Annotated in this window: 17 protein-coding genes, 1 pseudogene and 1 riboswitch; of the genes and pseudogenes, 10 read left to right on the top strand and 8 right to left on the bottom strand. The window is 70.8% G+C overall.

From position 1 onward, the window contains the following. Positions 1-101: 101 nt before the first annotated feature. Both AB0898_RS06215 and AB0898_RS06210 read right to left on the bottom strand, forming a co-directional pair. Positions 102-1,274 carry an acyl-CoA dehydrogenase gene (locus AB0898_RS06215; RefSeq protein WP_366801682.1) on the bottom strand — a complete coding sequence of 391 codons (1,173 nt, stop codon included), beginning with the start codon at positions 1,272-1,274 and terminating at the stop codon, positions 102-104. A gap of 1,107 nt (positions 1,275-2,381) precedes the next feature. Beyond that, positions 2,382-3,053 (bottom strand): TetR/AcrR family transcriptional regulator, encoded by a 672-nt coding sequence (locus tag AB0898_RS06210; RefSeq protein ID WP_366801629.1) that lies wholly within the window; start codon positions 3,051-3,053, stop codon positions 2,382-2,384. Positions 3,054-3,517: 464 nt separating this feature from the next. On the opposite strand from AB0898_RS06210, the gene AB0898_RS06205 reads away from it, so the two are divergent. Beyond that, positions 3,518-3,625, top strand: coding sequence for a type I-E CRISPR-associated endoribonuclease Cas2 (locus tag AB0898_RS06205; RefSeq protein WP_366801628.1), 108 nt, complete (start codon positions 3,518-3,520; stop codon positions 3,623-3,625). A gap of 395 nt (positions 3,626-4,020) precedes the next feature. After that, on the top strand, positions 4,021-4,386 hold the full coding sequence (locus AB0898_RS06200; protein ID WP_366801627.1) for a DUF4440 domain-containing protein: 366 nt from the start codon (positions 4,021-4,023) through the stop codon (positions 4,384-4,386). 408 nt (positions 4,387-4,794) lie between these two features. Here the strand turns inward: AB0898_RS06200 and AB0898_RS06195 are convergent. The 3 genes and pseudogenes from AB0898_RS06195 to AB0898_RS06185 all read right to left on the bottom strand — a co-directional run bounded on the left by AB0898_RS06195 (position 4,795) and on the right by AB0898_RS06185 (position 7,904). Continuing rightward, positions 4,795-5,653 (bottom strand): annotated as a pseudogene (locus AB0898_RS06195) (IS5 family transposase). Positions 5,654-5,695: 42 nt separating this feature from the next. Further along, a complete protein-coding gene (locus tag AB0898_RS06190) occupies positions 5,696-6,220 on the bottom strand; it encodes a GNAT family protein (RefSeq protein ID WP_366801681.1) in 525 nt (174 codons plus the stop codon). Between the two features lie 271 nt (positions 6,221-6,491). After that, complete coding sequence (locus AB0898_RS06185) at positions 6,492-7,904, bottom strand: short-chain fatty acyl-CoA regulator family protein (RefSeq protein ID WP_366801626.1); 1,413 nt, start codon at positions 7,902-7,904, stop codon at positions 6,492-6,494. 384 nt (positions 7,905-8,288) lie between these two features. On the opposite strand from AB0898_RS06185, the gene aceA reads away from it, so the two are divergent. The 7 genes from aceA (at position 8,289) to thiI (ending at position 17,621) form a co-directional block, all read left to right on the top strand. Then, positions 8,289-9,572, top strand: coding sequence for an isocitrate lyase (aceA, locus tag AB0898_RS06180; RefSeq protein WP_366801625.1), 1,284 nt, complete (start codon positions 8,289-8,291; stop codon positions 9,570-9,572). A gap of 83 nt (positions 9,573-9,655) precedes the next feature. After that, positions 9,656-11,248 (top strand): malate synthase A, encoded by a 1,593-nt coding sequence (gene aceB / locus AB0898_RS06175; protein ID WP_366801624.1) that lies wholly within the window; start codon positions 9,656-9,658, stop codon positions 11,246-11,248. Next, positions 11,245-12,114 carry a 3-hydroxybutyryl-CoA dehydrogenase gene (locus tag AB0898_RS06170; protein WP_366801623.1) on the top strand — a complete coding sequence of 290 codons (870 nt, stop codon included), beginning with the start codon at positions 11,245-11,247 and terminating at the stop codon, positions 12,112-12,114. The genes aceB and AB0898_RS06170 overlap by 4 nt, the downstream gene beginning before the upstream one ends. A gap of 168 nt (positions 12,115-12,282) precedes the next feature. Then, positions 12,283-12,507: riboswitch (cobalamin riboswitch) on the top strand. Positions 12,508-12,674: 167 nt separating this feature from the next. Then, positions 12,675-13,127 carry a class Ib ribonucleoside-diphosphate reductase assembly flavoprotein NrdI gene (gene nrdI, locus AB0898_RS06165; RefSeq protein WP_366801622.1) on the top strand — a complete coding sequence of 151 codons (453 nt, stop codon included), beginning with the start codon at positions 12,675-12,677 and terminating at the stop codon, positions 13,125-13,127. Next, a complete protein-coding gene (nrdE, locus tag AB0898_RS06160) occupies positions 13,124-15,316 on the top strand; it encodes a class 1b ribonucleoside-diphosphate reductase subunit alpha (RefSeq protein ID WP_366801680.1) in 2,193 nt (730 codons plus the stop codon). The genes nrdI and nrdE overlap by 4 nt, the downstream gene beginning before the upstream one ends. Before the next feature lie 32 nt (positions 15,317-15,348). Next, positions 15,349-16,371 (top strand): class 1b ribonucleoside-diphosphate reductase subunit beta, encoded by a 1,023-nt coding sequence (nrdF, locus tag AB0898_RS06155; protein WP_366801621.1) that lies wholly within the window; start codon positions 15,349-15,351, stop codon positions 16,369-16,371. 11 nt (positions 16,372-16,382) lie between these two features. Continuing rightward, a complete protein-coding gene (gene thiI / locus AB0898_RS06150; protein ID WP_366801620.1) occupies positions 16,383-17,621 on the top strand; it encodes a tRNA uracil 4-sulfurtransferase ThiI in 1,239 nt (412 codons plus the stop codon). On the opposite strand, the gene AB0898_RS06145 is transcribed toward thiI, so the two are convergent. From AB0898_RS06145 to AB0898_RS06135, 3 genes are read right to left on the bottom strand one after another with little or no spacing between them, the layout of a single operon-like run. Beyond that, positions 17,618-18,754 carry a bifunctional 2-methylcitrate synthase/citrate synthase gene (locus tag AB0898_RS06145; protein ID WP_366801619.1) on the bottom strand — a complete coding sequence of 379 codons (1,137 nt, stop codon included), beginning with the start codon at positions 18,752-18,754 and terminating at the stop codon, positions 17,618-17,620. The two genes, thiI and AB0898_RS06145, sit on opposite strands and share 4 nt — an antisense overlap. A gap of 20 nt (positions 18,755-18,774) precedes the next feature. Beyond that, positions 18,775-19,692: a methylisocitrate lyase gene (gene prpB, locus AB0898_RS06140; RefSeq protein ID WP_366801618.1), complete on the bottom strand. Its 918-nt coding sequence runs from the start codon at positions 19,690-19,692 to the stop codon at positions 18,775-18,777. Then, on the bottom strand, positions 19,692-21,200 hold the full coding sequence (locus AB0898_RS06135) for an MmgE/PrpD family protein (protein WP_366801617.1): 1,509 nt from the start codon (positions 21,198-21,200) through the stop codon (positions 19,692-19,694). The genes prpB and AB0898_RS06135 overlap by 1 nt, the downstream gene beginning before the upstream one ends. Positions 21,201-21,402: 202 nt before the next feature. On the opposite strand from AB0898_RS06135, the gene AB0898_RS06130 reads away from it, so the two are divergent. After that, on the top strand, positions 21,403-22,845 hold the full coding sequence (locus AB0898_RS06130; RefSeq protein ID WP_366801616.1) for a short-chain fatty acyl-CoA regulator family protein: 1,443 nt from the start codon (positions 21,403-21,405) through the stop codon (positions 22,843-22,845). The last annotated feature ends 18 nt before the right edge of the window (positions 22,846-22,863 follow it).

The following is a 22,863-nucleotide window of genomic DNA, read 5'->3' as shown; positions in this document are numbered from 1 at the left end:
GGAGATGCTGCGGGCCTGGGCCGACCGGGGCCGCACGCTGCCGGGCCGCCACGACCCGGAGTGGGTCGAACTGGCGGCCCCACAGGTGGTCAGGGGGCAGTTCAGCGAGCCTCAGGGCCCGCCACATGACGGGCGATGACCATCCGCTGGATCTGGTTGGTGCCCTCGACTATCTGGAGCACCTTGGCCTCGCGCATGTAGCGCTCGGCCGGGAAGTCGGCGGTGTAGCCGTAGCCGCCGAGGATCTGCACGGCGTCCGTGGTGACCCGCATGGCCGTGTCGGTGCAGTGCAGCTTGGCCATGGCGGCCTGCTTGGCGAACGGCAGTCCCGCGTCGCGCAGCCGGGCGGCGGCCAGGTAGAGCGCGCGGCCGGCCTCGATCTGGGTGGCCATGTCGGCGATCATGAAGCGCAGGCCCTGGAAGTCCGCGATGGGGTGGCCGAACTGCCTGCGCTCCGTGGCGTAGCCGACCGCCGCGTCCAGGGCGGCCTGGGCCACGCCGATGGCGCACGCGGCGATACCGAGGCGGCCCGAGTCCAGGGCCGACAGGGCGATGGAGAAGCCCTGCCCCTCCTCGCCGATCCGCCGATCGTCGGAAACCCGTACGCCGTCCAGGTGAACCTGGGCGGTGGGGCTGCCTTTGAGGCCCATCTTCTTCTCGGGCACGGCCGCGCTCAGTCCCTCGGCGTCGGCGGGGACCAGGAACGCGGTGATGCCCCGCGGGCCGTCCGCGCCGGTGCGGGCCATGACCGTGTAGAAGTCCGCGATGCCGCCGTGGGTGATCCACGCCTTGGTGCCGCCGAGCACCCAGGAGTCGCCGTCCCGGACGGCCCGGGTACGCAGTGAGGCCGCGTCCGATCCCGAGGCGGGCTCGGAGAGGCAGTAGGCGCCGAGCAGACCGCCGCCGAGCATCGCGGGCAGGTGCTCGACCTGCTGCTGCTTGGTGCCGTGGGTGGCCAGGGCGTACGAGGCGAGCGTGTGCACACTGACGCCGAGGCCGACGGTGAGGCGGGCGGCGGCCAGCTCCTCCAGGACCTGGAGGTAGACCTCGTACGGCTGGTCTCCTCCGCCGTACTCGGAGTCGTACGGCAGGCCCAGCAGGCCCGCCTCCGAGAGCAGGGTGAAGACCTCGCGCGGAAAGCGGGCGGCGTCCTCCTCCTCGGCCGCCTTCGGCGCGATCTCGCGCTGGGCGATCTCACGGACGAGCGCGAGCAGATCGCGGGCCTCTTCCGTGGGCAGTTGACGCTCCACCGGCTGCGGGTCGCGGTCGGACATGGCGTCGGTCTCCTCCCTGTCGGGCACACCGGCGGAGGTGCGCCTCGGGTCGGGCGGCTCCGCCTGATCGTTCCGTTCCACCGACGGCCCGCTCCGGGTCTCGGAGGCGGCTGACCAGCGGCTGTGCCGTGAGTATGCCCGATCCGAGACCTCCCGTCACCAGTTAACGAGCGCTTACTTCAGGAAACCCGAAAAGCCCGCGGGGCGCCTTGTGGATCTTGGGCGGGTGGGGTGAGGTGGAGGTGGTGGGGTGGGGCGTGACGGGGAGGGGTGTGACGGGGAGGCGGGGCGTGACGGAGAGGGGCGTGGAGGTCCGGGGCACGGGGGCGGGCGCGTGGAGACGGGGTCGCAAAGGCCGGATCGCGGAGGCCGCGCCACGAAGACGGGGCTGGTGGAACCGGGGCATGGAGACAGGCCGGCCGAAGCCGAGTCATGAAGACGGGACCGCAGAGCCAGGGTTATGGGTTCCGGGCCGTGGAGTCGGAGCGTGGAGGCGGGGGCGCCGAAACTGGGTCGCGGAGGCCGGGGCACGGAGGCCCGGGGTACGGAGATCGGGCCGTGGAGGCAGGGCGCGGAGGCAGGACCGCCGAGACTGGGCCACAGAAGCGGGGGCGGGGAGGCCGGGGCGCGGAGGCCCGGGGTACGGAAACCGGGCCGCAGAGGCGAGGTCGCGCAGGCGGGCCGCCGAGGCCGAGTCACGGAGACGGGGCAGCAAAGGCGGGGTCGCGGAGAATGGGCGTGGAGGCGGGGTCACAAAGGCCGGATCGCAGAGGCCGAGCCACGAAGACCGGGCTGGCGAAGCCGAATCATGGAGACGGGCCGACCGAAGCCGAGTCATGAAGACGGGGCTGCAGCGCCGGGGTTATGGAGACCAGGCCGTGGAGGCGGGACCGCCGAGACCGGGCCGCAGAGGCCGGGGCGCGGAGGCCCGGGGTACGGAGATCGGGCCGTGGAGGCAGGGCGTGGAGGCGGGGTCACCGAAACTGGGGCGCCGAAACTGCGTCGCGGAGGCCGGGGCGCGAAGGCGAGGTCGCGGAGGCCCGGGTCGCGGAAACCGGGCCGCAGAGGCGGGGACCGGGCCCGGGAGGCCGGGCCGCAGAGGCGGGCTCAGCCCTCCCGGCGGGCCGGGGGTGGGGCCGGGCAGGAGGGGTCCAGCTCCTCGATGGCGCGCAGGGTGCCGCCGAGTGTCTTGACGAGCAGCTCGCACAGGGTGTCGCGGGTGAGCGCGGGCCGGTCGATCCAGTCGAGGGTGGCCCCCTCGACACTGCACACCCACGACAGCAGCCCGCTGCGGGCGAGCGGTCCGACGGCGGTCCTGCCGTACGCCCCGTCGGCGATGGTGTCGACGATCGCCTCGCGCACCCCGTCCCGGATCGCGTGCACCTCGGCGTCGAAACCGACGCCGCCGCTGACGATGGTGCGGTACGCCGCCTGGTGGTGCTCCGCGAACCTCAGATAGCTGTCGAGCGTGCGGTGCAGCCGGTCCACGGCGGGCAGCTGAAGCCCGCTCGCGGCGAAGGTGACCAGGTCGGCGACGGAGTCCTGGATGATCGCGAGGTAGTACCCGCGCTTGGACCGGAAGTAGTAATAGATGAGCCCCTTGGCGACATGCGCCTGCCGGGCGATGTCGTCCATGGACAACGCGTCGTACGACCGGTCGGCGAACAGCTTCCGCCCGATGGCGATGAGCTCGGCCCGACGCGCCGCGGAACGCTCACTCCCCCGCGCCGGCCGCGCCGGGCCGACGGCCTGGGTGAGGGCGACGGGCTGTTGACGCATATTCAATTCCGGCCCTGGTCTGTGCGGTCGGCGGGACATCCGCAGTATGGCAGAGGCGGCCGTTCGGGTGAGGGGGCGTGCCGAAGCGGGCGGGGCGGACGGGGCGGCGTACGACACCGGCCGCGCGGGCCGACACCGTGCTCCCTCCCAGCTCTCCGGGCTCAGCGCACGGATACTCCGGGAAGCGCGGGTAACAGACGACCTGGCCGGAGGCGTTGTACCGCTTGACCTTCGGCCTGATGCTCTCGAACTGTTTCGATGCGAACCTGGATACCGGCGCCGAGCACCACATCGGAATATCCCCGCACCTGCGGGTCCATCAACCCCGAACAACAGGCACGCCGCCGCTTCAGAGAAGAGCTACGCCCTCTACACCGTCCTCGACGCCCAGCGCCTTCTCACCCCTGGGATCCCCACAAGGGCGTACTTCCCGCCGGGGTCAACTACGCGGACGGTACGCCCTGATGCCCACTATGCTCGTCATCGCCACCACCGCCGTCCCCGACCACCTACGCGGAGCCCTCAGCCGGTGGACCAGCGAAGTAGTCCCCGGCATCCACGACCAGCTCTGAAAAGCAGTCACCGAACCGCCGGCGCCGGAGCAGCCGTCCTCGCCCACCCGCCGCCGCACCCCATCGACTTCGACAGCCTCCCTCTGATCCGCATGACGGGCCAGGAAAAAAAGCAAAGCCCTTCTTGAAGCCCAGCTCAGGAAGTGTTTTCCCCGCAGGCCCGGGGCTGTTCCGAAGGGCGTGCTCGTCAGCTCCGGCGCAGCACTGTTCTCCCTGTAGGCAGGGAAGCCGATGCTGCGGCGCGGCTTTGTTCATGTTTGGGGGCGGCACTTGTGCATGAGTGCCGGGGGCAGTTGGTGATTACTCCGTCGAGGGATGTTCGCGAGTCGCCGTGTCATCGCCGCGTCGTGATCAATTCGCTGTGTCTTGGGAAGTGGCGTCCGTAGGGTGCCCGCATGACGGATGAGAGTGAACGGGCCGTGCGGGCGGCTGTCGATGGGGAGATGGAGCTGCTCGACCCGGAGGTGCGGGCGTCGTCGGGTCGTGTGCTGGAGCTTTTGGATCCGGAGTTCATCGAGATCGGGGCTTCTGGGCGCCGGTGGGATGTGGAGTCGATCCTGACGGTGACGAGTGGCGGGTCGGTGTCTGCGGAGTCTCCGGTCGAGGTCAGCGAGATGTCCGGCGTGGTGCTTGCTCCGGGCGTCGTTCATCTCACCTACTTCGCCGACAACCAGGGCCGTCGGGCATGGAGGAGCTCCTTGTGGCGCCTGACGGAGACGGGCTGGCGGCTGTACTTCCACCAGGGCACTTCGAGCGCCTGAGCACCACCCCCGCCGGTTGACCGATCCCGGCCCCCCGGCCACACCACCGCGAGAGACGGAAACCGTAACCCCCTCCCCCTACACGCCCGGAGAACTGTTCGCGTCCTCAAGGCGCACTCCATCCCGCAGCCCCGCCGATGCGTCGACCGCCCTCGCCCGGCAGTCCGCACACCTCCCCGACCTCCTCGCGACGAACAGGTGCCGATAGACCGTCACCCGGCGCAGAGAGATGCCGCAGAGCGTCGCCTTGTCGGCCAAGGCGTGTTCCAGAGCTGAGCCGTCTGTCTCCAGGCATGCCGTGAAGCTCGTCGAGACAAGCCCGAACCTGAGCCTGAGGGACTGAACGCGGTGACCAAGCTGCGGCATGACCACCACCCTGGCACCTAGGGCGTGTTTTGAAAATGCTGGTCACAGCCACTCGTTGATGACGGCGATAGTGACTGTGGCTTCGTAGCGGACGGCGAGTTTGTCGTACCTGGTGGCCACCGCGCGGTGGCGCCGCACTCCACCGCGTGGCGCTCGCGGTAGTCGGTTTTGTCGAGTTTGGGCGGCCGCCCGCCGTGAGGACCGAGTCTCTTGCGGGTTCGGATCTGGTCGACCTTTTCCGGGATGGTGCAGTGGATCCCGCGTCGGCGCAGGTAGGCGCGGTTGGCGCGGGAGCCGTACGCCCTGTCAGCGCGGATCCTGTTCGGCTTGGTGCGGGGGCGCCCGGAGCCGATGCGCGGGACTCGGATGCGCTCCAGCACGGGCCGGAACTGGGGCGAGTCGCCGCGCTGGCCAGCGGTGACGATCAGCGCCAGCGGCTTCTGGCCCTGCTCGACCGCGAGGTGCAACTTTGTGGTCAAGCCGCCACGGGAGCGTCCGAGTCCGTGGTCGGCAGGTTCGTCGTCGATGCCGCCGGGTTTGTCCCGCTGCAGGTCCCCCTTTTGCGGGCCCCGGCTGCGTGCTGGTGGGCACGGGCGACTGTGGAGTCCACGCTCACGTCCCAGGTGATCAGGCCCTGCGCGTCTGCCCTGGTCTGAAGCTGGATGAGGATGCGCTTCCAAGTTCCGTTGCGTTGCCAGCGCCGAAACAGGCCGTAGGCCGTCTCCCACTCGCCGTAGCGGGCGGGTACATCGCGCCAGGGGGCGCCGGTCCTGATCCGCCACCGTATGCCGTTGATCAGCTGCCGTTTGGACCAAACCGGCGGCCGTCCCGGCTTCTTACCCACCGGCAATAACGGCTCCAGTCTGGCCCACTGCTCGTCCGTCAAATCTCCGCGGCCCACGAGTGGATCATGGCAGGTTTTGATCCACTTCTAAACCGGGGCTCAGCAGAGCTCGCCCGCCAGCAGCCCCATCGTGAACATGTCGTACCACTTGCCGTCACGGCGGAAGACCTGACGAAGACGGCCCTCCTCAACGAAGCCGACCTTCTCGTAGACCCTGCGCGCGGCATGGTTCTCGGTGACCACAGTCAGCGTTACCTTGTGGAGGCGCATGTCCTCAAAGCCGTAGCGGCAGATCGTCCGCACCGCATCGGTGGCGTATCCCCGGCCCCAATACGCCTTCTCGCCCAGGTAGATATCGAGCTTCGCGATGCCCTTCTCCGGGTCCGCGTCGTGCAGCATGATCAGGCCGATGAGCTGGCCGTCGGCCAGCGCCTCAATGCCAAGGAGCAAGTCGCCATAGGCGTTGCGGGGGCGCTCCTCCAGCCACTTGCGGACGCGCTCCACCGGCTGGGCATACGTGTCGTCCATCCACCGCATGACCTGAGGGTCGTGGTTCCAGCGCCACAGCGCGTCGGCGTCCGCGGGACCCATCGCCCGCAGTTTCACCAGTTCTCCAAGCGCCATGCTCACCGACCCCTTGTACGTCTCGTGATCATCTTACGAATCACGAAGTGGTACCACGGTCGGGATCGCACGCTCAATCGGTTTCGGCGGTGCCGAAACCGGGTCCAGAGCAAGTTCGGGAGGAAGCGCCGGCTGCCAGGGGACCATCCCACGGTGTGGGCAGCTACCAGTTGCAGTTGGGGAGGCCGAGGAGGTGGGACTTCCAAAACACGCCCTAGCACGATCGACCTGAAGCCGAAGAGACATGCTCGGCATCGCGGCCGGCGGCCGGTCACCCGCCGCTCACTCCGCCCTCACCCGGATACGGCACGAACGTGCTGCTGTGCGGGTCGATGAGCAGGGGCCGCCCCAGGGGCGGCGCCGCCCGCTGGGAACAGTCGAGGCGTTCACAGACGCGGCAGCCCATGCCGATCGGGGTGGCCGCGGAGGTGCGGGAGAGGTCGAGGCCGTCGGAGTAGACGAGGCGGTGGGCGTGGCGGATCTCGCAGCCGAGGCCGATGGCGAAGGTCTTGCCGGGTTCGCCCCAGCCGCCGCGGTGCCGGGTGATGGCCCGCGCCGTCCACAAGTACCGCTGTCCGTCGGGCATTTCGGCGAGCTGGACGTGGATGCGGCCGGGGGCGGCGAACGCGTCGTAGACGTTCCAGAGCGGGCAGGTGCCGCCGGCGCGGGAGAAGTGGAAGCCGGTGGCGGACTGCCGTTTGGACATGTTGCCCGCACGGTCCACGCGGACGAAGGAGAAGGGGACCCCGCGCAGCCGGGGCCGTTGGAGGGTGCTGAGGCGGTGGCAGACGGTCTCGTAGCCGACGCCGTAGTGGTCGGTGAGGCGTTCGATGTCGTAGCGCGCCTCTTCGGCGGCGGCGTGGAAGGCGGTGTACGGGAGGATCAGCGCGGCGGCGAAGTAGTGGGCGATGCCGATGCGGGCCAGGGCGTGCGTGGGGGTGCCGGGCTCGAAGTCCTCGGCGGCCCGCAGGGCGAGGTCGTCGCCGTGTTCCAGCAGGGCCAGTTGGGTCGCCATGCGGAAGGCGCGCTGGCCGGGGCGCAGCCGGGAGGACAGGTGGAGGGTGCCGCTCTTGTCGTCGTAGCGGTGGAGGCGTGCACCGGACTCGGCCGCGAGGCGGACGCCGTGGACCTCGGCGAGTCTCGTCGTCAGGGCGCCGATCACCTCGCCGGGCCGGATGCCGATCTCCTCGGCGAGGCGCTCGGCCGCGAGGTCGGTGTCGTGCAGGTAGTTCTGCCGGCGGTAGAAGAAGTCGCGGATCTCCTCGTGGGGTGAGGACGCGGTCGTCCCGTCGGCGCCCCGGCCGTCCGCCGCTCCGGCCAGGCGCTCGGAGAGCCGCTGGTGACGACGGCCGAGGTCGACCAGCACCTGGGCGATGCCGGGCAGCCGGGTGGCGAGGTCCGTGATGTCGGCGGCGGAGACACGGGACTCGGCGATCTCCCCGGCCAGCGCCTCACGGAGGTCGGCCACCAGCCGGGTCGCGTCCCGCTCGGAGAAGAAGCCGGGGTCGACGCCGAAGGTCTCGGTCAGCCGCAGCAGGACCGGGACCGTGAGCGGCCGGGAGTCGTGCTCCATCTGGTTCAGGTAGCTCGGCGAGATGCCCAGCACCCGGGCCAGCTCGGCCTGGCTCATCCGGCGCTCCTCGCGCAGCCGCCGCAGCCGCGCCCCCGCGTACGTCTTGCCCACCGACCGCTCCCTCCGTACCGGGGACTGGACTCGGTCAGCGTACGGGACCGAAGCGCCGTCAGCCCCTTCGCAAAGTTGGCAAAAGGCGGCACGAAGATTCGCAGAAGTTGGCATCGGTCCACGCTTGTTGGCACTCGGTGCCAGTGCCAGAGTCGAAGCACGGCCCGCCGGAACCCAGGGGCCACCGCCCGGACCCGGGGCGCGATTCACTGCCCTGACGTCGGATGTCCCGGCAGCGGCGGGGGCTCGTACCGCAGCATCACCCAGTTCCGCCTTCCGGGCCCCGGCGGGCCGTACCCCAGCAGGACGACACACAGTGCCATCCCCGGTTCATCCGGACGGCGGGATTGGCAACCGGCACAGACCGAGGAGACGGTGACAGTCATGGCAGACGCGAGGACGCAGGCGGCCGAGGAGCTGGCGCGGCGCTGGGCCACCGACCCGAGGTGGCAGGGCATCGAGCGCACCTACACCGCCGAGGACGTCGTACGGCTCTCCGGCAGTGTCCGCGAGGAGCACACCCTGGCCCGGCGCGGCGCCGAGCGGCTCTGGCGCCAGCTGCACGAGCTGGACTACGTGCACGCGCTGGGCGCGCTGACCGGCGGCCAGGCGGTGCAGCAGGTGAAGGCCGGGCTCCAGGCCGTCTACCTGTCCGGCTGGCAGGTCGCCGCCGACGCCAACCAGGCCGGGCACACCTACCCCGACCAGAGCCTGTACCCCGCCAACTCCGTTCCCCAGGTGGTCCGTCGGATCAACAACGCGCTGCTGCGCGCCGACCAGATCGCCACCGCCGAGGGCGCGGGCGACACCACCGACTGGCTGGTGCCGATCGTCGCCGACGCCGAGGCGGGCTTCGGCGGCCCGCTGAACGCCTTCGAGCTGACCAAGGCGATGATCGCGGCGGGCGCGGCCGGCATCCACTACGAGGACCAGCTCGCCTCCGAGAAGAAGTGCGGCCACCTCGGCGGCAAGGTCCTCGTGCCGACCTCGCAGCACATCCGCACCCTCAACGCGGCCCGTCTCGCGGCCGACATCGCGGATGTGCCGACCGTCGTCGTCGCCCGCACCGACGCGCTGGCCGCCAACCTGCTGACCAGCGATGTCGACGAGCGTGACGCCGAGTTCGTGACGGGCGAGCGCACGGCGGAGGGCTTCTACCGCGTCCGAGGCGGCATGGCGCCGGTCATCGCGCGCGGTCTCGCCTACGCCCCGTACGCCGACCTCCTGTGGGTCGAGACCGGCACCCCGGACCTGGAGCAGGCCCGCGAGTTCGCCGAGGCGATCCACGCGCGGTACCCGGACCAGATGCTCGCGTACAACTGCTCGCCGTCCTTCAACTGGAAGGCGGCGCTGGACGACGATCAGATCGCCAAGTTCCAGCGTGAACTCGGCGCGATGGGCTACCGGTTCCAGTTCATCACCCTCGCGGGCTTCCACTCCCTCAACCACGGGATGTTCGACCTCGCGCGCGGCTACGCCGAGCACGGCATGACCGCCTATGTCGACCTCCAGGAGCGGGAGTTCGCCGCGCAGGAGCACGGGTTCACCGCGGTGAGGCACCAACGGGAGGTCGGCACCGGCTACTTCGACCTGGTGTCCACCGCCGTCAACCCCGCCTCCTCCACCACCGCGCTGGCGGGTTCCACCGAGCAGGAGCAGTTCCACTAAGCCGCCGCAGCGGGCACCGCCGGCCGGGCGGAGGGGGACGACCGCCTCCGTCCCCCTCCGCTCCCACCCTTGAGGAGATCCCGATGTCCACCACCACGTTCACCCCGCAGCTCCGCGTCCTGGCCGCACCCGGCCACCGGCACGACGAGATCCTCACGCCCGCCGCCCTGGACTTCATCGGCAAGCTGGCCGAGGAGTTCGAGCCGCGTCGGCGGGACTTGATGAAGGAGCGCCGCCGGCAGGCGCTCCGGCTGGCGTCGGGCTCCCCGCTCGGCTTCCCCCTCGTCACCGCCGCCCTCCGTGCCGACCCGTCCTGGCGGGTCGCGCCGCCCGCGCCCGGGCTCACCGACCGGCGCGTGGAGATCACCGGGCCGCCCGACCGCCGGATGACCGTCAACGCCCTCAACTCCGGTGCCCAGGTGTGGATGGCGGACTTCGAGGACGCCACCGCGCCCCTGTGGGACAACGTGATCGGCGGCCAGCTCCATCTCCTCGACGCCATCGAGCGCCGGATCGACTTCACCACGCCCGAGGGCAAGGAGTACCGGCTGGGCGAGCGGGTCGCCACGATCATGGTCCGCCCGCGCGGCTGGCATCTGGACGAGGAGCACCTGGAGTACGACGGGCGGCCCGTGCCCGCCGCGCTCGTCGACTTCGGCCTCTACTTCTTCCACTGCGCGCAGCGGCAGATCGACGCCGGGTACGGCCCGTACTTCTACCTCCCCAAGCTGGAGAACCGGTACGAGGCCCGGCTCTGGAACGACGTCTTCAGCGCCGCCCAGGATCTGCTGGGCATCCCGCGCGGCACCGTCCGGGCCACCGTGCTCATCGAGACCATCACCGCCGCGTTCGAGATGGAGGAGATCCTCTACGAGCTGCGCGAGCACAGCGCGGGCCTGAACGCCGGCCGCTGGGACTACCTCTTCAGCGTCATCAAGACCTTCGGCCACCGCACGGACTTCCTCCTGCCCGACCGGGCCAGGGTCACCATGACCGCGCCCTTCATGCGGGCGTACACCGAGCTCCTCGTCCGCACCTGCCACAAGCGCGGCGCCCACGCCATCGGGGGCATGGCCGCGCAGGTCCCGGTCAAGGACCCGGCCGCGAACGAGGCCGCGATCGCCAAGGTGCGGCTGGACAAGGAGCGGGAGGCGGAGGACGGTTTCGACGGGTCCTGGGTGGCCCATCCCGCGCTCGTCCCCGTGTGCCGCGAGGTCTTCGACGGCGTCCTCGGCGACCGGGCGCACCAGATCGACCGCGCGCGGCACGACGTGGAGGTGGCACCGGCCGACCTGCTGTCGGTGCGGCGGATCAGCGGTCCGCCGACGCCCGAGGGCGTGCGCACCAACGTCTCGGTCGCGCTGCGCTACTTCGCGGCCTGGCTGCGCGGGCAGGGGGCGGTCGCGCTGGACGGTCTGATGGAGGACGCGGCCACCGCGGAGATCGCCCGGGTGCAGATCTGGCAGTGGCTGCGGCACCGGGTGGTCGACCGGCCGGCCGTGGAGCGGATCCTCGACGACGAGATCGCCGCGCTCGGCGCCGCGTACCCGTGGGCACCCGTCGACGACATCCGTGCCCTCTTCGAACGGACCGCCATGAGCGGTGAGTTGCCCCTCTTCTTCACCCCGGACGCCTACACCCACCACCTCGTGCGCCGGACGGAGGCCCGGGCGTGAGCGCGGTGATCGCACGCGTCGGCGTGGTCGGCGGCGGGCAGATGGGTGCGGGCATCGCGGAGGTGTGCGCGCGGGCCGGGCTGGACACCGTGGTCTGCGAGGTGGACGCGGTGGCCGCCCGCGCGGCACGCGACCGGGTCGCCGCGTCGCTCGACCGGGCGGTACGGCGCGGAAAGCTGGAGCGGGAGGCGGCACGGGACGCGCTCGCCCGGATGGTGTTCACCGGCAGTCTGGACGACCTGGCCGACCGGCAGCTCGTCGTCGAGGCCGTCGTGGAGAACGCGGACGCGAAGACCGAGGTGTTCGCCGCCCTCGACAAGATCGTCAAGGATCCGGCGGCGGTCCTCGCCACCAACACCTCCTCCCTCCCGGTCATGCGGCTCGGCATGGCCACCTCCCGCGCCGACCGGGTCGTGGGCCTGCACTTCTTCAACCCCGTCCCCGTACTGCCCCTCGTCGAGGTGGTCAGCTCACTGCACACCTCGGCCGGGACGACCCTCGCGGTGGAGGACTTCGCCACGCGCGCGCTGGGCAAGACGGTGATCCGCTCGCGGGACCGCGCCGGCTTCGTCGTCAACGCCCTGCTCATCCCCTACCTGCTCGCCGCCGTCCGGATGGCGGAGTCCGGCTTCGCGACCGCCGCCGGCATCGACGCCGGGATGGAGCTGGGCTGCGCCCACCCGATGGGCCCGCTCAGGCTCGCCGACCTCATCGGCCTGGACACCGTCGCCTCGATCGCGGAGTCGCTGTACGACGAGTTCCGCGAACCCCTCTACGCCCCTCCCCCGCTGCTCCAGCGGATGGTCGAGGCCGGGCTGCTCGGGCGGAAGAGCGGGCGCGGGTTCCACGTGTACGACCAGGGGTGAAGGCCGGCGGAAGAGTCGCGCGGGGCACTGGGATCCAGTGCCCCGCGCGGCTTTTCCGCGTCCTGATCGGCTCTGTCGCCGAGCGGCTCCGCAGCGAGACTTAGGTATACCTAAGTTTTGTCGGCAACACAACATCTGGCTTGCACCCGCACGCCGAGATCTAGATGTAGTGTTGTCGGTGCTGGTGGTTCGCCGGGCGCTCCTGTGTCCGGCGTCGCAAGAGGGAACCCGGTGGGAATCCGGGACTGCCCCGCAGCGGTGAGCGGGAACGACCGCCGTCATGAGCACTGGGCCCCGGAAGGGGGCCTGGGAAGCGACGGCCGGTAGGTGTCCTCCGATACGAGGAGGACGTGCCCGCGAGTCCGAAGACCTGCCACCGGCGCGCACGCCGGTCCGCGGTGTGCGCGCTCCGAGGCCCCGAGGGAGGGCCAGGTGGCAGACGCTCGGATCCGGGTGAGGCGATTTCTCCGCCGCCCCGGCGTCCCGTCGTACGCGCCGCTCCGCTCCTCCCCCAAGGTCCTCGGACCCGGACGGGAACGAGCGAGAGGAGACGGCGGTCGATGAGCGGTCTCGTGTATTTCTCCAGCGTCTCGGAGAACACCAAACGCTTCGTGGGGAAACTGGGCCTGCCCGCCACGCGCATCCCCCTGCACCCCCACCGCGAGGGCCTGCCGCGGGTGACCGAGCCCTATGTGCTGATCGTGCCGACCTACGGCGGCGGCGAGCGCGCCGGTGCGGTCCCCAAGCAGGTGATCCGCTTTCTGAACGTCGAGGCCAACCGCGCCCTGCTGCGCGGGGTGATCGCCTCGGGAAACACCAACTTCGGCGTGGACTACTGCCTGGCGGGCCGGGTCATCTCGGCCAAGTGCGGTGTCCCCGAGCTGTACCGATTCGAACTGCTGGGCACGGACCGCGATGTCCGCGCCGTGAGGGAAGGACTTCAGACGTTTTGGACACGACACTCGGCGCAGCAGCGACCGGCGGACTCGGCGCAGCGGCGGCCGGCGGCATGACCACTCCCGTCGTCGGCACCCCGGCCATCGGCACCCCGGCCATCGGCACGCCGGTGGCCCCGCGCGAATCGGTCGGCGCGCGCAAGGACTACCACGCGCTCAACGCCATGCTGAACATGTACGACTGCGACGGCCGCATCCAGTTCGGCAAGGACCGCGAGGCCGTCCGGCAGTACTTCCTCCAGCACGTGAACCCGAACACGGTGGTCTTCCCCACGCTGGAGGAGAAGATCGGCTATCTGATCGACAACGACTATTACGAGGCCGCGCCGATCCGGCGCTACCCGTGGGAGTTCGTCAAGGGCCTGTACCGGCAGGCGTACGCCCACGAGCACCGGTTCCGCACCTTCCTCGGCGCGTTCAAGTACTACACCTCGTACACGCTGAAGACGTTCGACAACTCCCGTTACCTGGAGCGGTACGAGGACCGGGTGGTCGCCACCGCCCTGTATCTCGGCGCCGGGGACGAGGAGTTGGCGTCCCGGCTGGTCGACGAGATGATGACCGGCCGTTTCCAGCCCGCCACCCCCACCTTCCTCAACGCCGGCAAGGCGCAGCGCGGCGAGCTGATCTCCTGCTTCCTGCTGCGCGTCGAGGACAACCTGGAATCGATCGGCCGGGGTGTCAACTCCGCGCTCCAGCTGTCCAAGCGGGGCGGTGGGGTCGCCCTGCTGCTGACCAACCTGCGGGAGCGCGGCGCCCCGATCAAGAAAATCGAGAACCAGTCCTCGGGCGTGGTCCCGGTGATGAAGCTCCTGGAGGACTCCTTCTCGTACGCCAACCAGCTCGGCGCGCGGCAGGGCGCGGGCGCGGTGTATCTGCACGCCCATCACCCGGACATCATGCGGTTCCTGGACACCAAGCGGGAGAACGCGGACGAAAAGATCCGCATCAAGACCCTCTCGCTCGGCGTGGTCGTCCCGGACATCACCTTCGAACTCGCCAAGCGCAACGAGGACATGCACCTGTTCTCGCCGTACGACGTGGAACGCGAGTACGGCAAGCCGCTGTCGGACCTGTCGGTGAGCGAGCACTACGACGACCTGGTCGCCAACCCCCGTATCCGCAAGACCACGTTGAGCGCCCGCGAGTTCTTCAAGACGGTCGCGGAGCTGCAGTTCGAGTCGGGTTACCCGTATCTGCTGTTCGAGGACACGGTGAACCGGGCGAACCCGATCCCCGGCTGGATCAACATGTCCAACCTGTGCTCGGAGATTCTCCAGGTCAACACGCCCAGCACGTACGACACTTCGCTCGGGTACGAGCACGTCGGCAAGGACATCTCCTGCAATCTGGGTTCGCTGAACATCGCGGCGGCGATGGCCTCCCCGGACTTCGGGGCCACCGTGGAGACGGCGGTGCGCGGGCTGACCTCGGTCTCCGACCAGTCGTACATCGACGCCGTGCCGTCCGTGGCCCGCGGCAACGAGCTGTCGCACGCCATCGGCCTCGGCCAGATGAACCTGCACGGCTACCTCGCCTCGCGGCACATCCATTACGGCAGCGAGGAGGGCGTCGACTTCACGGACATGTACTTCTACGCCGTCGCCTATCACGCGCTGCGCGCCTCGAACCGGATCGCGCGGGAACGCGGCACCGCCTTCGACGGCTTCGAGCAGTCCGCGTACGCCGACGGCTCGTACTTCGACAAGTACACCGAGCGGGCGTGGGAGCCGGCCACCGAGCGGGTGCGGGCCCTGTTCGCGGAGGCCGGGGTGCGGCTGCCGGACCAGGCCGACTGGCGGGAGCTGCGCGCCTCCGTCATGGAGCACGGCATCTACAACCAGTACCTCCAGGCCGTGCCGCCCACCGGCTCCATCAGCTACATCAACGACGCCACCGCCTCCATCCACCCGGTCGCCGCCAAGGTGGAGATCCGCAAGGAGGGCCGGCTCGGCCGCGTCTACTACCCGGCGCCGCACATGGACGACGACAACCTGGAGTACTTCCAGGACGCGTACGAGATCGGCTACGAGAAGATCATCGACACCTACGCGGCCGCCACCCGGCACGTCGACCAGGGGCTGAGCTGCACGCTGTTCTTCCGGGACACGGCCACCACGCGTGACCTGAACAAGGCCCAGATCCACGCCTGGCGCAAGGGCGTCAAGACCCTCTACTACATCCGGCTGCGCCAGGAGGCGCTGGAGGGCACCGAGATCGAGAACTGCCTCTCCTGCACCCTGTGACCCGCCCCGACCCGCTCGTGAAAGCACCGACGATGACCACCACCCCCACCCCGCTGACCGGCCTGTCGGTCACGCCCCCGTCCTACCGGCACGACCCCGCCGCCCGGCTCCGCCCGGTCAACTGGAACCGGGTCACCGACGAGAAGGACCTCGAGGTCTGGAACCGTCTGACCTCGAACTTCTGGCTGCCCGAGAAGGTGCCGCTCTCCGGTGACCTCTCCGCCTGGCAGCAGCGGCTCTCCCCCGAGGAACGCACCCTCACCATGCGGGTGTTCACCGGTCTGACCATGCTCGACACGGTGCAGGCCACCGTCGGCGAGATTGTGCAGATCCAGGACGCGCGCACCGAGCACGAGGAGGCGGTGTACACCAACATCGCCTTCATGCAGGCCGTGCACGCCCGCAGCTACTCCTCGGTCTTCTCCACGCTCGCGAACACCCCCGAGATCGACGACGCCTACCGCTGGGCGGTGGACAACGACGTCCTCCAGCAACGCTGCAAGACGGTCCTGAAGTACTACTACGGCGACGACCCGCTCAAGCGGAAGGTCGCCTCCACCCTGCTGTCGTCCCTGCTGCTGTACGCGGGCTTCTATCTCCCGCTGCACTTCTCGACCCACGCCCTGCTCACCAACACCGCCGACATGATCCGGCTCATCCTGCGCGACAAGGCGGTACACGGCTACTACTCGGGCTACAAGTACCAGCGCGGCCTGGAGAAGCTGAGCCCGGCCGGCCAGGAGGAGATGCGCGCCTTCACGTTCGCGCTGCTGGAGGAGCTGTACGAACTGGAGCTCCGCTACTCCGGTGAGCTGTACGAGCCGCTCGGACTGATGGACGACGTGGCCGTCTTCGTCCGCTACAACGCCGACAAGGCGCTGATGAACCTCGGCTACGACGCCCGCTTCGGCGCCGCCGTGACCGAGGTCAACCCGGAGATCCTGGCCGCGCTCTCCCCGGGCGCGGACGAGAACCACGACTTCTTCTCCGGCTCCGGCTCGTCCTATGTGATGGGCAAGGCCGAGGACACCGCCGACGACGACTGGGACTTCTGAGGAGACGCGGCATGTCCGGCACTGACTGTGTACTGCTCAAACACGGGGAGATCTTCCTCAAGGGGCGCAACCGCCATCTCTTCACCGAGCGGCTGCACGACAACCTCCGCGTCGCCCTGCGCGGCGTCGGCGGCTCCACTTGGATCAAGACCGCCCAGAACGTCACCGTACTGGGCGGCCAGGTCCCCGTGGCCACGCTGGTGGAGCGGGCCCGGCAGGTCATCGGGTTCAACTCGGTGGCCCCGGCCGTCCGGGTGCCGAGCACCCTGGACGCCATCACGGACGCGTCGGTCGACGCGCTGCGGGCGGTACGCGCCGAACGCCGGGTGCGCGGCTTCGCGGTCCGGGTGAAGCGACGGGACAAGGGGTTTCCGCTGACCTCGTCCCGGATGGAGGCGCATCTCGGCGCCCGCGTCCGGGAGGGCGTGCCCGGACTGCCCGTCGACCTCTCCGCCCCGGACATCACCCTCACGGTGGAGATCGACCGCAAGGAGACCTACCTCTCCTGGGAACGCCACCCAGGTCTGAGTGGTCTGCCGGTGGGGTCCAGCGGACGCGCCCTGGTGCTGCTGTCCGGCGGCTACGACTCCCCGGTGGCCGCGCACCGCGCCATGCGACGGGGGCTGTCCTGCGACTTCGTGCACTTCAACGGGGCGCCGTACACGAACCCGTCATCGGTCTACAAGGCCTACGCCCTGGCGCGCGAGCTGAACCGCTGCCAGCCGCCCGGCGCCCTGCACGTCATCGCCCTCGGCAAGGCGCAGAAGCAGCTGGCCGTGGCGGGCGCGGGGCGGCTCCAGGTGGTCGCCCAGCGGCGGCTGATGGTGCGCACCGCCTCGGCGCTGGCCGCCCGCACCGGTGCCCAGGCGCTGGTCACCGGGGACAGCCTGGGGCAGGTGGCGAGCCAGACGCTGGCCAATCTGGCCGCGGTGGACGAGGCGGCGTCCCTGCCGGTCCTGCGCCCGCTGATCGGCTGGGTGAAGCAGGAGATCATCGACGAGGCCCGCACGATCGGCACCGCCGGCATCTCCGTCCTCCCCGACGAGGACTGCTGCACCCTGCTCGCCCCGCCTCGGGTCACCACCCGGGCCCGGCTGCCCCAGGTGCGGGCGGTGGAACGGCGCCTCGAACTGGACGAGTTGATCGAGTCGCTGCTCGCCGGTGCCCAGGTGCTGCGGCCCGGGGAGGAGGCGGAGACACCGGAAGCCGAGGCACCGATGGTGGAGGCGGGTTGCCAGGCCGCCGGTTAGGAGTCCGTGGGGACCGGGCGCCGGCCGGGACCGTCGTACGAGGCCAGTGGGCGGATCAGCGCGTTGTGCGCGAGCTGTTCGGTGATGTGGGCGGTCCAGCCGGTGATCCGGCTCATCACGAAGATCGGGGTGAAGGTGGGGGTGTCGAAGCCCATCAGGTGGTAGGCGAGCCCGGCCGGGTAGTCGAGGTTGGGGTGGATGCCCTTGCGGGTGAGCATGGCGTGCCGCAGGGCCGCGTGCAGGGTGGCCAGCCGGGTCGTCCCGGGGTCACCGGCACGGGCGACCAGGCGGTCCAGGGCACCCTGCATGATCGGTACGCGGGAGTCGCCGTGCTTGTAGACGCGGTGGCCGAAGCCCATGATCTTCCGCTTGTCGGCCAGCGCGGACTCCAGCCACGCCTCGGCTCCGGCCGGGTCGGGTATCTCGGCGAGCATGTGCATCACCGCTTCGTTGGCACCGCCGTGCAGCGGGCCCTTGAGGGCGCCGATCGCGGCGGTGACCGCGCTGTACAGGTCGGAGAGCGTCGAGGTGACGACCCGCGCGGTGAACGTCGAGGCGTTGAAGCTGTGTTCGGCGTACAGCGTGAGCGAGATCTCGAAGCAGCGCACCACGTCCGGGTCGGGCACCGTGCCGAAGCACATGTGGAAGAAGTTCTCCGCGTACCCGAGGTCGGGGTCGGGCGGGATCGGGGCGAGTCCTCGGCGCCGGCGCTGGTCGGCGGCGACCACGGTGGGCAGTTTCGCCAGCAGGGCGAGGGATTTGGCGCGGTTGGCGGCGGGGCTGCCGTCGTCCTCGGTGGGGTCCTCGGCGCCGAAGAAGCTGACGGCGGTGCGCAGCACGTCCATCGGGTGGCACGTGGTGGGCAGTCGCGCGAGCAGTTCCGCGGTGGTGCGGTCCAGAGGCCGCAGGGCGCGCTCGCGGGCCTGGAACTCGCGCAGCTGGACGGGGTCGGGGAGTTCGCCGTGCCAGAGCAGATACGCGACCTCCTCGAAGGAGCGGTGGGCGGCCAGGTCCTGGACCGCGTAGCCGCGGTAGGTGAGGGAGTTGGTCTCCTGGAGGACGGTGGAGATCCCGGTGGTGTCGACGACGACACCGGCGAGTCCCCGGTGGATCCCGGGTGCGGTGGTGGTCATGGGGTGCCTGCCTTCGGGGGTCAGGTGCCGGGGTGGTTTCCGGGCGGGAGGGTGAAGTCGAAGACGGCCGAGTCGAAGGCCGAGTAGTCCTCGTAGCCGAGGAGTTCGTAGAGGCGGGAGCGGGTCTGCATGCGGGGCAGCAGGGACTCCTGGGTGCCTTCGGCGGCGAGGGTGCGCAGGCCGTCCTCGACGGCGCCCATGGCCAGGCGGAGCAGGGTGACGGGGTAGAGGGCGATGTCGTAGCCGAGGTTCTCCAGCGTGCGCGCGCCGAGCAGGGGGCCCTTGCCGAACTCGGTCATGTTGGCCAGCAGCGGGACGGGGACGGCCTTGCGGAACGCCTCGAACTCGGCCTCGTCGGCGAGGGCTTCGGGGAAGATCGCGTCGGCACCGGCGTCGACGTACGCCTTCGCGCGGTCGATGGCCGCGTCCAGTCCCTCGACGGCGCGGGCGTCGGTGCGGGCCATGAGCAGGAAGTCCGGGTCGCGGCGGGCGTCCACGGCGGCGCGGACACGGCGGGTCATCTCCGCGCGGGGTACGACGGACTTGCCGTCGAGGTGGCCGCAGCGCTTGGGGTTGACCTGGTCCTCCAGGTGGAGGCCGGCCAGTCCGGCGTCCTCCATGAGCTGGACGGTGCGGGCGGCGTTCATCGGCTCGCCGAAGCCGGTGTCGGCGTCGACGAGGACGGGCAGATCGGTCGCCCGGGTCGTCTGCTGGGCGCGGGCGGCGACCTCGGTGGCGGTGGTCAGGCCGATGTCGGGCAGGCCCAGGTCGGCGGCGAGGACGGCGCCGGAGAGGTAGGCGGCCTCGAAGCCGGTGTCCTGGATGAGCCGGGCGGAGAGCGGGTTCAGGGCGCCGGGCATGAGGAGCAGCCGTTCCTCGGCGAGCCGTTCCCTGAAGGCGCGGCGGCGTCCGGCGGGGGTGGTGCGGGTGTGGAGCATCAGAACAGGCCCTTCGGAAGGGTCGCGTCGTGGGCGGCCACGGCGTCGGTGTCGACGGCCGGGAACAGTCCGGCGAGGCCGTCGGCGGTCAGGCCGGGCAGTCGCTCGGCGGCGGCCAGGAAGCGGTCCTGGCCGGCCGGGGCGACGATGCCCTCGGTGAGGGTGCGGAACTTGCCCGCGTAGGCGGGGCGGTCGAAGGGGCGGGCCCCGGCGGGGTGGGCGTCGGCGACGGCCAGCTCGTCCTCGATCACGGAGCCGTCCTCCAGCGTGATCACGGCGCGGCCGCCGAAGGCACGGCGGTCCGGGTCGGGTTCGTGGTAGCGGCGGGTCCACTCGGGGTCCTCAACGGTGCTGATCTTCCGCCAGAGCGCGACGGTCTCGGGGCGCCGGGCGCGCTCGGGGGCGTAGGAGCGCTCGTGGTGCCAGGTGCCGTCCTCCAGGGCGACGGCGAAGATGTACGGCACCGAGTGGTCGAGGGTCTCGCGGCTGGCCGTCGGGTCGAATTTCTGCGGATCGTTCGCACCGGAGCCGATCACCTGGTGGGTGTGGTGGCTGGTGTGCAGGACGACCGAGCGGACCTTCTCCAGCGGGCCGGTCTTCTCGCGCAGCCGGCGGGCCAGGTCGATGATCGCCTGGGCCTGGTACTCGGCGGAGTGCTCCTTGGTGTAGGTGTCGAGGATCGCGCGGCGGGACTCGCCGGGTTCCGGGAGCGGGACCGTGTAGTCCGATTCCGGGCCGTCGAGCATCCACGCCAGGAAGCCGTCCTCGCCCTCGTAGAGAGGGGACGGGGAGGTCTCGCCGCGCATCGCGCGGTCCACGGCCTCGATGGCGGCCTTCGCGGCGAAGGCGGGGGCGTACGCCTTCCAGCTGGAGATCTCGCCCTTGCGGGACTGCCGGGTCGCGGTGGTGGTGTGCACCGCCTGCTGCACGGCCTGGTACACGGTCTCGGTCGGCAGCCGGAGCAGGGCGCCCAGGCCACCGGCGGTGGCGGCGCTGAGGTGGGCCACGTGGTCGACGCGGTGCGCGTGCAGACAGATGCCCTTGACCAGGGCGACATGGATCTCGTACGCGGCGACGATGCCGCGCAGCAGGTCGGCGCCGGTGCGGCCGGTGTGCTGGGCGACGGCGAGCAGGGGCGGGATGTTGTCGCCGGGGTGGGAGTAGTCGGCGGCCAGGTAGGTGTCGTGGAAGTCGAGTTCGCGGACCGCCGTGCCGTTGGCCCAGGCGGCCCACTCCGGGGAGACGCGGGTGCGGCTGCCGAAGACGGAGGCGCCGGGGGTGCTCGCGCCGTGCGCGGTGGCCTGGGCGCGAGCGACGGCGACCGGGCGGCGCCGCAGTGAGGCGACGGCGACCGAGGCGTTGTCGATCACCCGGTTGACGGCCATGGCCGCGCTGCCGGCGTCCGGCTCCTCGGTGGCGGTGGCCACGGCGGCGAGCTTCCAGGCGAGCTGGTCCTCGCGCGGAAGGCGGTCGGCGCTGGGGTGGACTCGGACGTGGTGCTCGATCACGGGACTCCTCGCGAGGACGTTCGGACGGGTCTGACGTCATCGAGAGTGCCCGCCGGAGGGCCTCCGGACCACCTCTGTGGCCTGCGGAATCCGTACATGGCGAGCCTGTGGAACTGCGAAATCTGCGAATTGTGCGGATGCTATGTTCGCAAGGAAGCCGCCCCCGGCACCGACGCCGCGCGGCCCGTGAGAGGAGGCGGTGATGACCCGACGTACGGACGCCCGCAAGATCTACGCCCCTGCCAAACTGCGCCGGCTGCGCCGTGAACACGGCATGAACCAGGTCGACATGGCCCGTGCCCTCTCCATTTCCACCAGCTACGCCAACCAGATCGAGCAGGGCCAGCGCCCACTGACCGCGCCGGTGCTGCGGCGGATCGCGGAGGTGTTCGGCGTCGACGCGGAGTACTTCTCCGAGGCGGCCGAGGACCGGCTCGCCGCCGATCTGCGCGACGCGCTGTCCGACGAGGCGTGCGGGGCCGCGCCGCCCGCCGCCGAGGAGATCACCGAGGCCGCCCGCGACCACCCGGAGGTGGCCCGCGCGCTGGTCGCCCTGCACCGGCGCTACCGCGACGCCGCCGGGCAGGCCGCCGCCCTCGCCTCACCGGGCTCCGACGCCACTCCCCCGCTTTCGGGCGAACCCCACGACGAGGTCCGGGACTTCTTCTACGCCCACCACAACCACTTCGACCCGCTCGACACCGAGGCCGAGCAGACGGCCCACGTCATGGAGCTGCGGCCCGGCCGCACCGCCGATCCGCTCACCGCCCGCCTCGCCGCACGGCACGGCGTCACGGTGGTCCAGGGCGCCCCGGGCCACTCTCCCGACGCCCGCCGCTACGACCCGGCGGCCGGCCTGCTCTTCCTCTCCCCCTGGCTCAGCGACGGCCAGCGCGCCTTCCAGCTCGCCACCCAGCTGGCCCTGCTGGAGCACAGCGCGCTGCTGGACGACCTCGCCACCAGCGCCCCGGAGCTGACGTCCCCCGACTCCACGGCGCTGGCCCGCATCGGCCTGGCCAACTACTTCGCGGGCGCCCTCCTGCTGCCGTACACCACGTTCCACTCGGCCGCGGAGGAGACGGGCTACGACATCGAACTGCTGTCCGCACGCTTCGGAGTCGGCTTCGAGACGGTCTGCCACCGGCTGAGCACCCTCCAGCGCACCGGCCACCGGGGCGTGCCGTTCTCCTTCCTCCGGGTCGACCGGGCGGGCAACATCTCCAAGCGGCAGTCCGCGACCGACTTCCACTTCTCCCGCCTGGGCGGCACCTGCCCGCTGTGGACGGTGTACGAGGCGTTCTCCGCGCCGGGGCGCATACTCACCCAGGTCGCGGAAATGCCGGACGGCAAGCGGTACTTCTGGATCGCGCGCACCGTCACCCGGGGCGGTCTCGGCCACCACGCCCCGCGCGCCGAGTTCGCCGTCGCCCTCGGCTGCGAACTGCGGCACGCGCAGCGACTCGTGTACGCCGAGGGCGTCGCCCTGGACGACCCGCGCTCCGCGACCCCGATCGGTCTCGGCTGCCGTATCTGCGAGCGCCGCGACTGCGCGCAGCGGGCGCGGCCCCCGGCGGGCGGCCGGCTGACGATCGACCCCGACCGGCGTACGTATGTGCCGTATCCGGTGGAGTCGGGGCGCCCTTGAGCCGGAGGGGCGGGCGCC

This window comes from Streptomyces sp. NPDC005435, assembly GCF_040703155.1.
Lineage (GTDB): Bacteria > Actinomycetota > Actinomycetes > Streptomycetales > Streptomycetaceae > Streptomyces.
Note: the sequence above shows the minus strand (reverse complement) of the source record. Positions and strands in the feature narration are given on the sequence as shown.

Coding starts and splice junctions, on each gene's coding strand:
- AB0898_RS06215 (WP_366801682.1), bottom strand. CDS start 1,274: ATGTCCGACCGCGACCCGCAGCCGGTGGAGCGTCAACTGCCCACGGAA.
- AB0898_RS06210 (WP_366801629.1), bottom strand. CDS start 3,053: ATGCGTCAACAGCCCGTCGCCCTCACCCAGGCCGTCGGCCCGGCGCGG.
- AB0898_RS06205 (WP_366801628.1), top strand. CDS start 3,518: ATGCCCACTATGCTCGTCATCGCCACCACCGCCGTCCCCGACCACCTA.
- AB0898_RS06200 (WP_366801627.1), top strand. CDS start 4,021: ATGACGGATGAGAGTGAACGGGCCGTGCGGGCGGCTGTCGATGGGGAG.
- AB0898_RS06190 (WP_366801681.1), bottom strand. CDS start 6,220: ATGGCGCTTGGAGAACTGGTGAAACTGCGGGCGATGGGTCCCGCGGAC.
- aceA (WP_366801625.1), top strand. CDS start 8,289: ATGGCAGACGCGAGGACGCAGGCGGCCGAGGAGCTGGCGCGGCGCTGG.
- aceB (WP_366801624.1), top strand. CDS start 9,656: ATGTCCACCACCACGTTCACCCCGCAGCTCCGCGTCCTGGCCGCACCC.
- nrdI (WP_366801622.1), top strand. CDS start 12,675: ATGAGCGGTCTCGTGTATTTCTCCAGCGTCTCGGAGAACACCAAACGC.
- nrdE (WP_366801680.1), top strand. CDS start 13,124: ATGACCACTCCCGTCGTCGGCACCCCGGCCATCGGCACCCCGGCCATC.
- nrdF (WP_366801621.1), top strand. CDS start 15,349: ATGACCACCACCCCCACCCCGCTGACCGGCCTGTCGGTCACGCCCCCG.
- thiI (WP_366801620.1), top strand. CDS start 16,383: ATGTCCGGCACTGACTGTGTACTGCTCAAACACGGGGAGATCTTCCTC.
- AB0898_RS06145 (WP_366801619.1), bottom strand. CDS start 18,754: ATGACCACCACCGCACCCGGGATCCACCGGGGACTCGCCGGTGTCGTC.
- prpB (WP_366801618.1), bottom strand. CDS start 19,692: ATGCTCCACACCCGCACCACCCCCGCCGGACGCCGCCGCGCCTTCAGG.
- AB0898_RS06130 (WP_366801616.1), top strand. CDS start 21,403: ATGACCCGACGTACGGACGCCCGCAAGATCTACGCCCCTGCCAAACTG.